The following is a 16,516-nucleotide window of genomic DNA, read 5'->3' on the forward strand; positions in this document are numbered from 1 at the left end:
TCAACTAGCGGAAGCTAGAACGGGTGACTTTTAAGTTGCAAAAGCGAATATTCCAAGCAAGCACCCGCTAGTAAAAATGCGATCGCCCCGACAATTGCCGCGTTAAGCAAAGATATTCTCAATAGGGGCCCCAAAATCACCCCATATAAACTCATGGCTAAGGAAAAACCACCAAAATATATCCCTACTCCTAATCCTCCTCGGTGCGGGGGGATGAGGGAAAATACAAAGGGAATCGCGCCATTGGCAACTAAGCTATAACTAGCAATCAGGGCAATTATTAAGATCCATATAGCCCCTGTCCCCTGAGCAAAAACTAATGCCAGTAATAGCATTGCTGCGATTACTAATCCTGCGATCGTTACTCTCTGATTTCCAAGGCGGGTGGCTAGAATTCCTGCGGGTAAAGATGCAAAAGCTAAGGCGATCGCAATTCCCACCAGCAGCAATTTCACATCTGTACCCCCAATTTGAGTTTCTAACACCTTCGGCAGAATCTCCCCTAACATCAAGCGAGTTCCGCAAGCTATACTCATCCCAGTTACAGCAATTAATCCCAGTGCTGGTATAGAAAGCGGTTGATTTGTGGTATGATTTATTGGTGTTTGGGCCACAGACATATCGGGTTTTTGCGATCGCAATACCGCCACTGCTCCCAATAATACTAAAGAACCGATCGTGAAAGTAATCCCTGGCCCTAAACTCAGAATAAAATCACCAGCGATCGGTCTTGCGGCCCCCGCCAGCCCGCCAATTAAAATCAAAACGCTCATTGCTTGAGGCAATTGAGTGTTAACCGCATATTGTCCGATCAGCGAGACAGCCGGAGCCCGAAACACAGCCATCGCCAGGGCCCAAGCTACAAGCAGTACAGGCAATACCCAGCGGAAAACTTGGTAGGGTTTGCCAAAAATGAAAACAGCAGGAATGGCAATAAAAAGAGCTGAAGAAAGGATGATTCCCAAGGAAATTAAGGGAAAACGAGAGCCCATCCATTGCCGCTGTTTATCTGAAATCCCCCCCATTATAGGTTCGAGCGCTACTGCTAAAGCGTCTTCTATCATTGATATCGGCTGCTCTAACCCTGGAAAGCCAAAACCTGCAAGCAGTTGAGGCACATAGATCCGGTAAATCATCCATGTTAGGGTAATAGCTGCCTGTACAGCAGCTAAACCACCGACTTGCCTCCACAGAACAGCGGGCTGAGATGGTGAGAGATTCATGGTGACTGCATTTTATGGTAAATTTGTCAACCTTATCTCAACTCGGAAGCGATCGGCAATGAAGAGAAGGAAGAAGGAAGAATTAAGAAAAATTTATGCTCAGTGATTTGTGTAGTCTTCAACCACAATAACACTTGTGAAGGTTATATGACTACTAACATCCGCTGCTCGATCGCCTCCCAAGTTGCACGATTGACTTGTACTGCTGCGCGATCGCACTGCACCATTAGACAATTAGCATACAAGTAATTGCCAAGGGCTTCTCTTTCTGTAGATGAAAGATTAACAAGTTCTGGGCTAATATTAAAGGTTTTTAACCATGTTTTACGGAGAGAATCGCGAAAGTTGCGGTGTACTTCTAAAGGTTCATTATTCCCCGGCACCTTTACTTGTAATGCTTCTAATTCTGCAATGAATTGATTCGCATCTTTAGAAATTTGGAGTTTTTCATATTCGCGAGCGAGGATGCAGACGAGGGCTAAATCACGAGTGCGATCGAGGGCTAAATCGCGGTTAGAATCTAGGGCAAAATTAAAATCCACGTCCAGAAAACGACCGCGAACTTTAACTACTGTCCCCGCTAATTCGCGGGTAAGTTCGTCAGCGAAGACGCGGGTACGAGCTAATCCTAATGTACCAGTTATGGTGCTAGCGAGGATGCGGGCGCGGGCTAAAATCAAACCGATATCAAGTCCCAGCAGATGAGCTAGGTAACTGGCTAAAATGCGATCGCGACTGATTGTGAGCATGAAATCGCGGCTGAAGGTGAAATCGCCCGCAGTTTCTAAAGGCAATTCATAAATTGTTCCTAAACCATCACCCGCATCCTGTGTATAGGCAAAATCACCCCCGCTAATTAAAAGTGCAGTGGCGCGTTTAGCAGCAGGTCTAATATTTTCTTCGGAATCGACTGTGATTTGATTTGCCCAGGTTAATAAGGCTTGTAATTTGGGAATTTTGATATATTTTTGTGCTTCTGTTTCTATCAGTAAGAGCAATTCGTCAGCTTTGCTACCCATCATCTCTGCTAATAACAAAAATACTGGTTGCCAACGCTCGTCTTGAAGATGATGGGTAATTAATTGCTGGATCTTAACAGTTCTATCAATAAGAGTTAAGTTCTCACTATCATTTTTTCGGCTGGCGAGGGTGGTAAATGCCTCTCTTTGGGACTGCGATTGTTGAGCAATTTTGGGTTTTTCTTCGGGCGAGCCGCCATCTTTAGGTAAGTCTTGATAAATATATTGTGCTGTTAAATATTCTTGCATTGTCGGATGAAAGAAAGCGAGTAAGTCAGCTTCTTTACTAACTAAAATTCCCGGCTTAATTACCAGAGCGTCTAAAACTAAATTCGCATCTAAATTTGGTTGCCTCTTCAAGTTAATGTTCAGAAAAATTTTAACTTTATCTAGCAGTATTCGTCTTTCAAACAACAGCTTGTTAGACTCAAAACCGAGCGAGGCAATCTCGGAAAGTAAATTACTAACTCCCTCCAAAATTAATGATTTTTCGCTATTTTTTAGCTGAAGCCGAGGGTCAGATAATCCAGATTCTAGCAAGAGCCGCCAAACTTGCTGATAGAGAGCTTGGCGGCTTTTGGGAAAGTTTTGACCTCGCTCATAAACCAGACATAGTAAAGATAAATATAAAGTATTTATTCCTAAATTTTTTGCCTGGGAATTTTCCGGCTTTTGCAGAGCTTCCCAGCAAGCTAGAGCATTTAAATTTAGCGATTCTGAGTCAGAATGAAACCAATTACAAAGAAATCGCTCTAACTGATTTTCCTCAAAAGGTGAAATTAAAACATTGGCAAATATCGTTAAATTATAGCGATATAAATCAGTTCTACAGGAAGCTATCAAGCGATTTTTCGGATATTTATTAACAAAATTATTAATTTGCCAAGTGATAGTTTTTAATTGATGGTTTGGAACTTCGTTCAGACCATCTAGCAGAATCAGTAATTTACCTTTATTTAATGTTTTTTCTGTCAACCTATCTGCAAACGGAAAGTTACTATCGGCAAATTCTTCTAAGATAATTTTTTCTAAGTTTACCTTTCTAGCGCTTACTTCTTTAAGGTCGATGAAAACTGGAATATATGTAGAGTTACCGATTTTGCCAAGTTTTTCCCCATTGAGTGCTTCTAGTGCTATTTGCCGCAAAAATATAGATTTCCCCGAACCCGGTTCACCTAATACCATCAGATATTGATTTTGGTTTACAGCTTCTATTCCTTCTAGCTTATTATTATAAATAAACTGCCAACGGCGCACTTGACTTTGATTATAGATAGTTTCTAATTTTTCCAGCGATTCGCAGCGGTGAATATCAGATTCGCGCCAAACTTGAATGGGGATATAAACTGATTCTAATGGGATTGGTTCGGACTTTCCTAAAATTCTCAAAATGCCGTAGCGTTCGACATATTTGCAAACATATTCTTCAGCGGCGTGATTTATAGATTTTTGGGTTCTTGTTTTCATAGTTTTGCCAACTATGGCTAAATTACTAAACAATTTACCTTTGTTATCTAAAAGTATTTCGCTGGCAATGTTGGCTATATTGCTGGTGGCAGTAGCGATTAAGGGTTCAAATCCGAGCATGGGTTACGGATGAGTTATTAAACATATAACTAGGGGAAGAGAGGGGCTAGGGGCTAGGGGCTAGGCGCTAGGGGAAGAGAGAGGCTAGGGAAAATAGGAACTAGAATTGAGGTTTAGCGGTGCAGTTTGACCCTTCGGCAAGCTCAGGGCAATGCAAGGTCACTGTCTATCATTATTGTAATTTTCAGAGCTGGCAACATCCACAATTCTAAGTAAAAGTTCGATGGTAGGCGGAAGAAGGAATAATACTTGTAGAGTCAGCTTTTTAATCATCCGTGATTTTAGGTTTAATTAAGTGGATTTACTTATTTCTTCCCAGGTAGTTGCGGATATTATTACTGATGCTTCTTTGCATCAGCGATTCTGGCGAGCTTAATTCTAAGTAAATTCACTGAGACTGAGCCAATAGCCAAGTACCTACCTGAAAAAGAGGCGTTTGACAGCTATGCTGCCACGCTTCCTCTAGCTTATACCACTTCTCTAAAAGTTTGCTACAGTTTGGGGTAGGGGCGGGTTCGCGATCAAATTTGCCACCCACAAATAACATTAATAAACCCGCCCTAAGACTGTAGCATTAATTTAGAGAATTGGTATTAGCAAGAGCTAAATCAGATAAAACTTGTGACTGAGTGATTTAAACATTAGCGTGACTATAATATTAACAGCTAACAGCTAATAGCTAACAGTGAACAGCTAACAGTTAACTAATTTACGCTTTCATCTCAAAAATTCGCTTGATTGCATCCTCAACAACCTTATCCGGTGTGGAAGCTCCCGAAGTTACACCCACCACAATTTTACCAGTAGGCAACCAATTATCAGCGATCGCTAAATCACTTCCTAAAGGCTTGTGTTCAATCCTATTATTTGCCAGAATTCGCTCAGCAGCATCAATGTGGTAAGAAGGAAGTTTGCGCTCGACGGCCATCTCTTGTAAATGCGTAGTATTAGAAGAATTGAAGCCGCCAATAACGAGCATTAAATCTAGCTTTTCTTCTACCAAGCTAAACATGGCATCTTGCCGCTCTTGAGTTGCATCGCAGATAGTATTAAAACTCTGGAAATGTTCATTCAACTTATCTGGCCCATACTTCCGCATCATCGTTTTTTCAAATAACTTGCCAATCTGCTCAGTTTCACTTTTGAGCATAGTAGTTTGGTTAGCAATTCCAACTTGTTCTAAGTCCCGATCTGGGTCAAAACCAGCCGAACACGCTTTGCTAAATTTGGCTAAAAACTCCTCGCGATCGCCTCCATTTAGGATATAATTGCACACATATTCAGCTTCGCGGAGATTTAGCACAATTAAATATTTTCCAGCAAAAGAACTGGTGGCAACTGTTTCCTCGTGATTGTATTTACCATGAATAATGGAAGTGCAAACTTTTTTCTTGTGTTTCTCAACTGTATTCCAAACCTTAGAAACCCAAGGACAAGTTGTATCTACAATTTTACAGCCTTTATCATTTAATGTCTGCATTTCTTGCACGCTGGCACCGAAAGCTGGTAAAATTACAACATCGCCTCGATCGACAACTGAAAAATCTTTTTCACTTTTCTCAACGGGGATAAACTCTACTTGCATATCCACTAAATGCTGATTTACTGAGGGATTGTGAATAATTTCATTAGTAATCCAGATGCGTTCTGTGGGAAAATGTTGGCGAGTCTCGTAGGCGATCGCCACTGCCCTTTCCACACCCCAACAGAAACCAAAAGCCTGAGCTAGGCGGATCGTCACATCGCCTCGTTGCAGCGTGTAGTTATTCTCGCGAATTTGCTGAATCAGACTGCTTTGGTAGGCAGACTGCATCACCTCAGCGACTTCATCCTCGTGCCCAAAACCCTTGCGGTGGTAATTCTCCGACTGTTGGAGCGATCGCTTAAAAGCCTTAGTATCCATGCGGCATTCATCCCAAATCCAGGTTAACTCTCTTTGATTGTAAAACGCTTAGGCTACCAGCAAAAGGCATTCGCTCACAACCTGCCCGTTTTTAGAGCGGGGAGAGGTCAAGTTAACCTTGTATGCTTAAAGGATTTCTTCGAGTTATTCAACTCAGATGACGATGAAGCTGAATTTAAGCGATCGCTAGCCTGATGTGCTTGCTCGATTCTCTTTTTCCTTTCTTCAATAAACTGGTTGATCTGTCTAGCAAAGCGAGCGCTACCAGCCATCAGAGTTGCGATCGCTTCCCGCTCAAAAACCAGCACCGTTAAATCTTGAGTCACCACTCCCGTAACCTGACTATTTTCGCCAGGTAAAAGAGCAGTTTCACCAAAGAAATCTTCCCGCGATAGGTGAATGACTTCCTGTTGAGAACCAGACAAATCTGTTACTAATAATTTAATTGCACCCGACTCAATAATATAAAAACCTGGATCGGGTATTCCTTCAGAAATCACTTCATCGCCCAAACCATAAAATTGTAAAATCGCTACATCAGCTAATTTAGCGATCGCCTCCAACTCTAGAAAGGCAAAAAAAGGCAAAGATTGTAAAAAGATTGCTATTTCTTGCACTCGCTCCTCCCGTTGGGGAGTACGAATCCTAACGTGCTGTAAAGTGCGAATTGGGAAAGGAATCGTTAAACCATTGCGCTTAGCTGCATAGAAAATTCTAGTTCTAAAGTCATTACGAATCTCTTCGACATTTTGGAAATCATCAATAAAATATTTGACCTCATAAGTAATTGCAAAATCATCATAAGACATAGTAAAAACATCGGGAGCAGGGTCGGATAAAATGCCTTTAGTTGCAATTGCCGCACTTTTGATTACCGCCTGCACAAAATTGGGCGAATCGTCGTATGAAAAACCGATTTTAAATCGTTCCCCATGTACGCGATCGCCACTATGATAGTTGAAGATATTCTGCTGATCTAGCACACCATTGGGAACGATTAGCAGTTCTCGATTCAGGGTTCTCAGACGCACAGAGCGCCAATTTAAGTCTACAACTTGCCCCTCAATATCTCCAAAGCGAATCCAATCTCCGACTTTAAAAGGACTGTCAAATAGTAATAAAAAACCAGATACGAGATTGCTCAATGTAGTTTGTAATGCCAGAGCAATGACGACAGAACCCACTCCCAAAGCCGCAGCAATATTACTTAAATCTACTTGCCAAAGAGAGCTGAGTATATATGTGGTGATACCCAGAAAAAATAGAATCCGAATAATTTGTAAAAACAGTCTAGGAACCTTGAATAAATGCCAAGAAGTCGGGTTTTGTTCTGTAGTTAACAAAATTCCCAAAAGCAAAATCCCAGCAAAAATCACACCTAGCAAAATCAGGGTTTCTAATAACCGTAAGAAAATAGAGTTATGAGGAAAGCCGAGAAACTGATTCATAACTAGCCAGATTGCCAAGCAAGGAAAAACAAAGCTCCGCAGACTATTTAAAAATCTTACCAGCCGGATATTTCCTCGCGGCTCTAATCGAGAAATTACTTCTCCCAAGATAACTATTAATAATGGAAATCCCAAGATAAATATTAAGGCTTTTAACCACAGTACACTCATTGATTAATCTCTTATAAATACAAGAAAAAAGGTAGAAACTAGAAGCTACAAATAAGATTGTATCACCTACTTAACTTCCTTAACTACAACTGCATATTTGTTACGATCGTGAGCTTCAGAAGCAGAATTTAATAAATTTCGGCTCAATACCCAAGTTGGCACCTGACCAATTTCTACTAACTCAATTTCCTCGGCTGGCTGAAAGATATACAAATCGCGAACCCTTTCATGGACTTCATTCGGTATGCGAATAGTGTTAGGTGCAGCCATACGATTGAGCTGAGAAGCAATCGCCAAACCTTCACCCCAAATATAGTAGCTAAAGCTTTTAGCCTCGATAACTGCCCCCATAATCTTACCTGCATCAATACCAATACGAAGTTTAAGATTGAGATTATATTTATTGTTAAATGCTTGCAAAATATCCAGCATCTCTAGGCCCAATTCGACAACTCGTTTCGTATGATCCAGACGAGGTGTTGCCAACCCACAAACAGCAAAGTAAAGTTCGCCAATCCGAGTTATACCTAACACATCAAGCTGTTGAGCCGCAGCATCAAACCCATTAATCATTTCATTTAATAAGCTGGCTACCTCGGAAACTCCTCGCCCAATAGATAATTCATTTATACCTTCTAGACTTGCGACTAATATCGTTGCTTGTTCAGTTTCATCTGTAATTCCTTCCTCCCCTGTTTTCCAGCGTTGTGCAACTGTACTGGGAAGAATATTTAAAAGTAACTCCTCATTTTCACGCTGCCTTTGTTCCGCTAATATTGTTTGATCTTGGAGGCTGCGAATCATTTCATTAAAGGTTTTTACCAGATGACTTAACTCATCTTGAGTAGTAGATTGTAGTTCAGCATCTTCTAATTTTCCGCGCATGATCTGGCGAGAGTCTTGGATCAAAATTTCAATCGGCTTAACAAAGTTATTGGCAGCAACTAAAGAAATTAAGGTGACAAATAATACTAAGACTACTGCTAGAATGATAATATAGTTTTGCAAGTTATTTAGCGGCTCGTAGGCTTCAGCTAGATCGATCTCGGAAAGCACTACCCAATTGATTCCTTTAATTTTTAGAGGAGCATAAGAACTCAGTACGGGAACTTGTCGGTAATCGTTAATAATCTCAGTGCCTTGTTTACCTTGAAGTGCCTTTTTTGAACCTTCTGTTTCGACTCTTTGAAGCAAAATCGAAGTTTTTAGTTGTTCAATTGTCTGAATTATACGTTCCGGCGTACCACCGGAACGGAGCGCCTGATAATAATTTATAGGATCTTCAATTAAAAATCTAGAGATAGAGCGCATTAAGTAATCAGAACCTACTAAGTAAGTCTCGCCTGTTTTACCTAAACCTTCCCGCTCCCAACCTCGATTTCCTGTTAAAATGCTATTAATTTCATCGACTGGTAATTGAACTGCTAGGATGCCAACCAGTTGCGTTTCCTGATAGATAGGAACAGCCATAAAAGCAGCAGGAGCACCGTAGGAGGGGCGATAGCTAGCAAAATCAACAATCTGAACGGCACTGGGGTCTGGATTCTGCTTTACTGCTGCTACTACACTAGCCAAGTTGCTTTGGGAATATGGCCCGGTTTGGAGATTACTTGTAAAGTCGGTTTCTTTATAAACTGAGTAGACAATTTCTTCAGTTTCAGGATTGATTAAAAACAGATCGTAATAGCCAAATTTTTTAATTAGATTGCGTAGAATTTTGTGGTATTTGCTATGAATTGCACTATATTCACTCCCATCTGTTGCCGCCATAAGTTCGTCTTTTTTACCGACAGGATGGAAATTATTAGTAATGTAATGATATTGCAAATATTGGGCGAGTTCAGTTTTAGGAGCATAGAGTTCAAAAACGGGTGTACCTTCAATATTTTTAGATAGTCTAGGGAAAAACTCTTTGGTATAATAAGATTGAATTGATTGATTCCAAGTGGGAGAAATTGTTAGCTTTGATTGATTTAGCTGCTGAAAAGCTTGATTAAAATCCACCATTGCTGTCACAATCATTCGATCTTCGGAAAGGGTTTCAATTTGATTGTGAATATATTGAAAGTAAGATTCAATTTGAGCAGCTTTTGCCGCACGCACGCTAGTCAGTTGGCTAAAAATGCGTTGGGTGAGAATGCTTTTTGCTCTGTTCCATGTCAAAATACCAACAATGGCAGTTGAACCTAAAGTAACTACCAGAAGGGCAATTGTCAGCTTTGACTTAATTCTCAATTGTCTAAATCCTAACAAAGTCAATCCTCCTTTAATTAAAGAAGGGGCTAGGGGCTAGGGGCTAGGGGCTAGGGAAAGAGGGGGAGCGGGGGAGCGGGGGAGCGGGGGAGCGGGGGAGATGGGGGAGATGGGGGAGATGGGGAAGATAGGGGAGATGGGGAAGGTAATTAGCCATTAGCTATTAGCAGTTAGCGATTAGCAGTTAGCCATTAGCGATTAGCGATTAGCGATTAGCAGTTAGCCATTAGCCATTAGCGATTAGCAGTTAGCCATTACCAATTACCAATTACTTGTTCTCATACAAGTTAAAATCGCTCGCTATATAATTCTTATTCCTCAATCATGCTCAAACCCCCAGCAAACTCCTCTCCATAACCTTCTTCACCGTGTTCGTTAATATCTAAACCTTGGTCTTCAGCGGATTGCTTCACTCGCAACTCCATCATTGCTCCCAAAACCTTAAGGATTATAAAAGTACCGACAGCGGCAAAAATGTAGGTAGCGATAACACTAATAATTTGAGTTACAAGTTGCCCCGGATTGCCAAAAAGCAATCCATTATTCCCTGCACTGTTAACTGCTTTAGTTGCAAATACCCCAGTTAAAATCGCTCCCACTGTCCCGCCGACACCGTGAACGGGGTAAGTATCTAAAGAATCGTCAAATTGCAGTTTTGCCCGCAAACTAACAGCAAAGAAACAACAAACGGCAGTGATTGAACCAATCAAAACACCTGAAAGCGGAGTCACAAATCCAGCCGCAGGTGTAATACCGACTAATCCTGCTAAGAAACCAGAAGCAATTCCCACAGCCGTCGGCTTACCTCTAAGTACCCATTCCAGGATTGCCCAGGTCAAACCACCTGCGGAAGTAGATACCATCGTAGAGACAAAAGCAACTGCTGCTAAAGCTCCCGATCCTAAAGCGCTACCGCCGTTGAAGCCAAACCAGCCAAACCATAGCATTCCAATTCCGAGTAGCACATAAGGCACATTATGGGGAGCGTGAGGCTTATTCATAAAGTCTTTGCGGGGCCCGATCATCCAGGCTGCAACTACCGCAGAAACGCCGGAACTAATATGGACAACATTACCGCCTGCGAAGTCCAGAGCTCCGAGTTCGCCCAGCCAGCCTCTACCCCAAACCCAGTGAGCCAAGGGAGAGTAAATAAAGGTAGACCAAAGCAGTACAAACCAGAAATAAGCTTTAAAACTCATCCGCTCAACGATCGCACCTGAGATTAAAGCAGGCGTGATGATCGCGAACATCATCTGGTAAACCATGAAGACTTGGTGGGGAATCGTTCCCGCGTAACCAATCGGATCGGGTTTATCGGCTGCGACATTGTTTAAAAACATCCAGTCTAAGCCGCCGATGAACTTTTCAATCCCTTTGCCAAAGCCTTCAGAAACGGGGGTGGAGACATCGAAGGCCAAACTGTAACCCCAAAGAGTCCAGGTAACGCCGATCAGAGCCATTAGTAACAGACTCATCATCATTGTATTCAGGACATTGCGCGATCGCACCAGCCCCCCATAAAAAAATGCCAACCCCGGAGTCATAAATAACACCAGCGCCGACGAAATCAGCATCCACGCCGTATCACCACTATTAATCGGATTTTCCACCACTACGGGTGCATTTTGAGCCAAAGCATTTCCCATAAGTGGGCCACTCAACAGCCATAACGAGATAACCCCAATCAGTAGAAGTTTTTTAATCACTTTACGCTTACTCCCCAACCCAAAGGAATTTTCAAGGCTAACCTTTGGATTCCACCATTTGTTAAACAACCCTTCTGTATTACCGAATACTAAAAACCGGACTTACACACTCACTAGAATTTTCTGTCATTGGGATGTTCTATCATTGGGATGTTCTGTCACTAGAATTTTCTGTCATTGCGAGCCAAGCGAAGCAATCTCCTTGGGGCTAAGATTGCTTCACTACGTTCGCAATGACAGACTTAAATTTTCTATGTTCGCAATGACAGAATTAGATTTTCTATGTTCGCAATGACAGAATTAGATTTTCTACGTTCGCAATGACAGACTTAGGTTTTCCGTGCGTAAGTCTTAATTAATGATTCACATCTAACTCTAACTGACTAAAAACTTGTAGAGCCGATCGCCACACCAAATATCCCTGCTCATTCAGGTGCAGGCCATCAGTGCTCAGTTCCAATCGGAGATTACCATTTGTATCTGCAAAAAGTGGGTATAAATCTAGGTATAAAGCATTTTCTGAATTAGCAACCTCTTTAAGCTGCCGATTTAGATCGCGAATGTAACTGTTAGGAATTGCTAAAAGGCGATCGCGACCCTCCCAAGAAGCTCGATCTCCCCCATGCGGTAAAATAGATTGCACTATAATTTGCGAATGAGGATGAACCCAACGCAAATCGCGGATCATCTGTCGGTGGTTAGCCAGAATCGTTTCCTCTCCTATCCCCCGAATCAGATCGTTAATCCCAATCATTAGAAAAATCGTCTCCGGTTTAACGCGGTCAAAAATTTGCAACCGCTTTAGCAAACCCGCCGATGTCTCACCAGAAATTCCTTGATTCAACCAAATGCGATCGCCTGGTAACAGTTGCGGTGGGAACCACATACTCAGAGAATCCCCAGCCAAAACAGTCAGCCTTTCGGGTCTATTAACGGCCACAGCCTCAGCTTCTCGCCCCAACTGAGCCACCCACTGTTCGTAAGTCCACTTGTGGCGAGGCCCCAACACAGGCTGGTTTTGCCCAATCCCTCCCGATACCTGTTCCAAGATTTTTTCTTGAAAGCTAGTAGCAGTCATAGAGTTACTAGCTTGAGCAGAGTGAGAGATAATGCGATCGCGCATCACCAACAAAGCAACAGTCACAAGCAGCAGCCCATTGGTAGCTAGAGATAACAAAGCCCAAGCCGGAGGAGTTGTTGAGCGAGTAAATTTCATCCCTAATAGGGATTTATTAGAGCCTCCTCCACTACCAGCTTCAAACTTAACCATAAGCTCAGGGGACGTGCAGCCATCCGACGGCGAATTAGCATAAATAGTGGCTCGGATTCAACCGATCGACTCTGTTTTCGACCTGCGGGAATCAAGCACCGTCTTTTTTGCACACTTTACCACAAAAATTGTTAACGGTTAACGGTTAACAGTTAACTGTTAACCGTTAACTGTTAACTGGTAGAACTACATTAACGAGGTAATCTCTTAAGCCAAGGAGATTGGGACGAGGATAAGGAGCGATGGGAGAAGATGGAAGATAGAAAATTCCCCCCTCTCCCTGCTCAAGAGCTTAAGAGCTCCCCCTGCCCCCTATCCTCTACTTACCAGTCCCGCCGCTAGCAGGCCAGCCGCTACGGGAGGAGGCATCACTTACCCCACTAAAGCCTGTCTCCTTGACAAAGCCGCTGTAAGCTTCCATTCCGTGTTCGCCAATATCCAGGCCTTCTGCTTCCTCTTCTGGAGTAACTCGGATACCCAGAGTCGCCTTCAGAGCTAACCAGAAAATGGTACTCAGTAGAACAGTCATCCCTCCCACTGAAACAACGCCAATAATTTGCGACCAAAGTTGACCAAAGCCACCACCGACCAACAATCCGGCTGCTGGGCCAGCACTGTAGAGTCCAGTTGTCGGGCCATCAGCAAACAAGCCTACTGCCAGAGTTCCCCAAATACCGCAGACTAGGTGAACTGAGGTTGCACCTACGGGGTCATCAATTTTTAAGTTATCGAAGAAAGTAACTGCAAAGACTACCATTACCCCAGCAACAATGCCAATCAGGGCAGAATTGGGTACGTTAATCCAAGCACAACCAGCCGTAATTCCCACCAAACCAGCCAAAAGGCCGTTAATAATCATGGAAAGATCCGGCTTACCGAGGTAAAGCCAAGCAGTAAGGCCCGCTGCCAATGCGCCAAAAGCGCCGGCTGTATTAGTTGTAATCGCAATGTGAGCGATCGCATTTGGATCTACAGCCATTGTCGAGCCTGGGTTGAACCCAAACCATCCTAACCACAGAATTAAACATCCTAACGTCGCAATACTCATGTTGTGGCCGGGCATAGCAACGGTTTCGCCATCTCTATACCTGCCAGTACGCGGCCCCAGAAAAGCTGCTCCCATCAAAGCTGCCCAACCGCCCACAGAGTGAACTACTGTTGAACCTGCAAAATCCCAAAAGCCTGCTTGTGCCAGCCAACCGCCGCCCCAAATCCAGTGTCCGGTGATAGGATAGGCAATTCCTACTAGCAACAAGCTGAAAATTAAGAAATCAAAAAACTTGATCCGCTCTGCAACTGCTCCAGACACGATAGTTGCGGCCGTACCTGCAAAAACTAATTGGAAAAAGAACTTAGCATTGAGCGGTATGCCAGTCCAATTTAAAGATTTGAAGATGCCTTGGTAAGCGTCCCCTGTGGCAGGGCTATTGTCAGTCACGTTCCAAAGAAACCATCCGCCGCTGGTACCGAGGAAAGCATTGCCGTCGCTGAACATTAGGGCAAAGCCAATCGCCCAAAATGCGATCGTGGAAAGGGCAAATACAATTAAGTTTTTGGCTAAAACATTAACTGCATTTTTTTGACGACAGAAGCCAGTTTCTAACATACAGAAACCAGCATTCATAAAGAACACCAGCATCCCAGCCACCATCACCCACATGGTGTCTAGCCCTACCTTCAGACTTGCTAATTGTTCCTCAGTGGTGGGGGGTGTAGTTTGGGCTACGGCAGCGTAACCCCAAAACAGCACGATGATACCAGCTAAGGGAATGCAAGCCTGCCAGCTAGGACTCAACCGCTTGATGGCGACTTGTAAACGAGCTAACTTTTTGGTAACTCTCGGAAATTCAGTTGCGAACCAATTGGAACGAGATCGCTGTGTTTTTCTCAATTTTTTCTTTTGGATTGTTAGTTTAGACATCTTGCAAATATTTCAGCAATTGTTCAAAGATTCCATCAATATTTGTTCCTTACCTTCTGTATCCAAATATACATTTTTTTAGCGAAGGTTCTGGAATTGCTTGGGTTGACATAGCAGCACAAAGGTAGACAGCTTGTCAAGCCTAATTGCTCATTTCTTAGTTAACTGTTAACGGTTAACGGTTAACTGTTAACAGTTAATAACTTTAATCGAGATACTGCTTGTAACCAAGCTCAGCCAATCTTTCTTGCTTTTCCATCACAGATTGCGATAGACTTTGGCGGTACTGCTGCACTCGCTCTAACAATTTTGGTTGGTAAGCCGCTAATATTTGTACTGCTAATAAGCCAGCATTTTTAGCATTGCCTATTCCCACTGTTGCTACAGGTATGCCAGCAGGCATTTGTACGATGGAGTAGAGGGAATCTACCCCTTGCAGGTGTCGTGTCGCCACAGGTACTCCGATTACTGGCAAAGGTGTCAGCGATGCTACCATACCTGGGAGATGCGCTGCTCCTCCCGCACCTGCGATAATAACTTTTAGACCTCTCAGATGTGCATTTTGGGCATATTCTACCATCCGCTCAGGAGTGCGGTGGGCGGAGACGATCGCGACTTCGCAAGGGATGGTAAATTCTTCACAGATGGCGATCGCATCTTTCATCGTGGGCAAATCCGAATCACTGCCCATGATAATTCCAATTACAGCTTGATTCATAAGATTTTAGATTTCAGACAGATTAGATATTTTGTTGGAAAATGATTGAAGCAACAACCCCAATTGCTGCCCCGATAGATATTCTTAATGCTAAGCTCCCCGGTTACAATGGCTTGCAGGCGATCGCTATTAATGCTGAGGGTATCATTCAAGGAATTTACCCGATGGAGAAAGTGTTTAAGCGGGTTGCTCCTCCAGATTTGCAAGTAATCGACGCAGGCGGAGATTTAGTGTCTCTTGGCGGAGTTGATTTGCAGATTAATGGAGCCCTTGGTTTGGCTTTTCCAGATTTAGAGAGCGACAACATCCCATTTTTACAGGAAATTTGTCAGTTTTTGTGGACTCAGGGAATAGATGGTTTTTTGCCAACTCTGGTAACAACATCACTGGAAAAATTTAGGCGATCGCTTTCTACTATTGCTGATTTTATGGCCGCTAACAAAGACGCATCTCCTAAAACAGCTCAAATTTTGGGAGTCCATCTAGAAGGGCCGTTTCTTAATTTTCACAAGCGAGGCGCTCATCCAGCAGAGTTTTTATTACCACTAAAAATAGAAAATGTCAAGCAAGTTTTGGGCGATTGGGCAAATATAGTTAGAATAATTACGATCGCGCCAGAGTTAGACGGCACAGGAGAAGCGATCGCCTATTTGCAAAGTTTAGGCATTACAGTTAGCCTGGGACACTCACTAGCCACAGCAGCACAAGCACAGGAGGCTTTTGCACGAGGAGCCTCAATGGTAACTCACGCTTTTAATGCCATGCCCAGCTTACACCATCGAGAACCCGGAATGTTAGGAGCAGCGATCGTTCACCCCCATGTTCGGTGTGGATTAATTGCCGATGGCGAGCACGTAACTCCTGCCATGATTGAAGTGCTACTGCGTTCTAGCAGATACGAACAAGGGATTTTCTTAGTTAGCGATGCTTTAGCACCTTTGGGATTGCAGGATGGCGTTTATCCTTGGGATTCTCGGTATATTGAAGTTAAAAAAGGTACGGCCTGGGTACGAGTTGGCTATCACGAACCAGTAGAAGGGGGAACGTTAGCGGGGACGACACTACCTTTATTGATGGGGGTACAAAACTTGGTGAAGTGGGGAATTTGCGATGCCGAAAGTGCGATCGCGATGGCTGTGGACTCACCGCGAAAAGCGATCGGACTTCCTGGGATTTGTGGTCAGTCTGCTGTTCAGTTATTGCGCTGGAAGTTGAATGAATTGACGAAAGAATTAACTTGGCAAAGATTATTTTAGATAGCTACTATTGTTTGTACAAATTGTCAAGAGTTAAATTG

10 protein-coding genes are annotated in these 16,516 nt (G+C 43.1%); 1 reads left to right on the forward strand and 9 read right to left on the reverse strand.

Annotated elements, in window-relative coordinates; genetic code table 11:
• Positions 1–14: 14 nt before the first annotated feature.
• The 9 genes from OSCIL6407_RS0124860 to purE form a co-directional block, all read right to left on the reverse strand.
• Positions 15–1,223 (reverse strand): MFS transporter, encoded by a 1,209-nt coding sequence (locus OSCIL6407_RS0124860; protein WP_007353488.1) that lies wholly within the window; start codon positions 1,221–1,223, stop codon positions 15–17.
• 143 nt (positions 1,224–1,366) lie between these two features.
• Positions 1,367–3,829, reverse strand: a complete 2,463-nt coding sequence (locus OSCIL6407_RS0124870; protein ID WP_007353489.1) for an NACHT domain-containing protein — start codon at positions 3,827–3,829, stop codon at positions 1,367–1,369.
• A 709-nt stretch (positions 3,830–4,538) separates the two neighbouring features.
• The gene (locus OSCIL6407_RS0124880; protein WP_007353490.1) at positions 4,539–5,732 is read right to left on the reverse strand and encodes a 4-hydroxy-3-methylbut-2-enyl diphosphate reductase; all 1,194 of its coding nucleotides are present in this window, start codon (positions 5,730–5,732) and stop codon (positions 4,539–4,541) included.
• A gap of 107 nt (positions 5,733–5,839) precedes the next feature.
• Positions 5,840–7,351 carry a mechanosensitive ion channel family protein gene (locus OSCIL6407_RS0124885; protein ID WP_007353491.1) on the reverse strand — a complete coding sequence of 504 codons (1,512 nt, stop codon included), beginning with the start codon at positions 7,349–7,351 and terminating at the stop codon, positions 5,840–5,842.
• 66 nt (positions 7,352–7,417) lie between these two features.
• Entirely contained in the window at positions 7,418–9,604 is a 2,187-nt protein-coding gene (locus OSCIL6407_RS0124890; RefSeq protein WP_007353492.1) for an adenylate/guanylate cyclase domain-containing protein, read from the reverse strand.
• A 311-nt stretch (positions 9,605–9,915) separates the two neighbouring features.
• The gene (locus tag OSCIL6407_RS0124895) at positions 9,916–11,250 is read right to left on the reverse strand and encodes an ammonium transporter (protein ID WP_007355033.1); all 1,335 of its coding nucleotides are present in this window, start codon (positions 11,248–11,250) and stop codon (positions 9,916–9,918) included.
• Positions 11,251–11,665: 415 nt separating this feature from the next.
• Positions 11,666–12,580 (reverse strand): SGNH/GDSL hydrolase family protein, encoded by a 915-nt coding sequence (locus OSCIL6407_RS0124900; RefSeq protein WP_007355032.1) that lies wholly within the window; start codon positions 12,578–12,580, stop codon positions 11,666–11,668.
• A 319-nt stretch (positions 12,581–12,899) separates the two neighbouring features.
• Entirely contained in the window at positions 12,900–14,501 is a 1,602-nt protein-coding gene (locus OSCIL6407_RS0124905) for an ammonium transporter (protein ID WP_007355031.1), read from the reverse strand.
• Between the two features lie 205 nt (positions 14,502–14,706).
• A complete protein-coding gene (gene purE, locus OSCIL6407_RS0124910; RefSeq protein WP_007355030.1) occupies positions 14,707–15,219 on the reverse strand; it encodes a 5-(carboxyamino)imidazole ribonucleotide mutase in 513 nt (170 codons plus the stop codon).
• A gap of 41 nt (positions 15,220–15,260) precedes the next feature.
• Between purE and nagA the strand changes: the two genes are divergently transcribed.
• Entirely contained in the window at positions 15,261–16,475 is a 1,215-nt protein-coding gene (nagA, locus tag OSCIL6407_RS0124915; protein WP_007355029.1) for an N-acetylglucosamine-6-phosphate deacetylase, read from the forward strand.
• Positions 16,476–16,516: the final 41 nt, after the last annotated feature.

It is taken from the genome of Kamptonema formosum PCC 6407 (genome assembly GCF_000332155.1).
Taxonomy (GTDB): domain Bacteria; phylum Cyanobacteriota; class Cyanobacteriia; order Cyanobacteriales; family Microcoleaceae; genus Kamptonema; species Kamptonema formosum.

Coding starts and splice junctions, on each gene's coding strand:
- OSCIL6407_RS0124860 (WP_007353488.1), bottom strand. CDS start 1,223: ATGAATCTCTCACCATCTCAGCCCGCTGTTCTGTGGAGGCAAGTCGGT.
- OSCIL6407_RS0124870 (WP_007353489.1), bottom strand. CDS start 3,829: ATGCTCGGATTTGAACCCTTAATCGCTACTGCCACCAGCAATATAGCC.
- OSCIL6407_RS0124880 (WP_007353490.1), bottom strand. CDS start 5,732: ATGGATACTAAGGCTTTTAAGCGATCGCTCCAACAGTCGGAGAATTAC.
- OSCIL6407_RS0124885 (WP_007353491.1), bottom strand. CDS start 7,351: ATGAGTGTACTGTGGTTAAAAGCCTTAATATTTATCTTGGGATTTCCA.
- OSCIL6407_RS0124895 (WP_007355033.1), bottom strand. CDS start 11,250: ATGGGAAATGCTTTGGCTCAAAATGCACCCGTAGTGGTGGAAAATCCG.
- OSCIL6407_RS0124900 (WP_007355032.1), bottom strand. CDS start 12,580: ATGGTTAAGTTTGAAGCTGGTAGTGGAGGAGGCTCTAATAAATCCCTA.
- OSCIL6407_RS0124905 (WP_007355031.1), bottom strand. CDS start 14,501: ATGTCTAAACTAACAATCCAAAAGAAAAAATTGAGAAAAACACAGCGA.
- purE (WP_007355030.1), bottom strand. CDS start 15,219: ATGAATCAAGCTGTAATTGGAATTATCATGGGCAGTGATTCGGATTTG.
- nagA (WP_007355029.1), top strand. CDS start 15,261: ATGATTGAAGCAACAACCCCAATTGCTGCCCCGATAGATATTCTTAAT.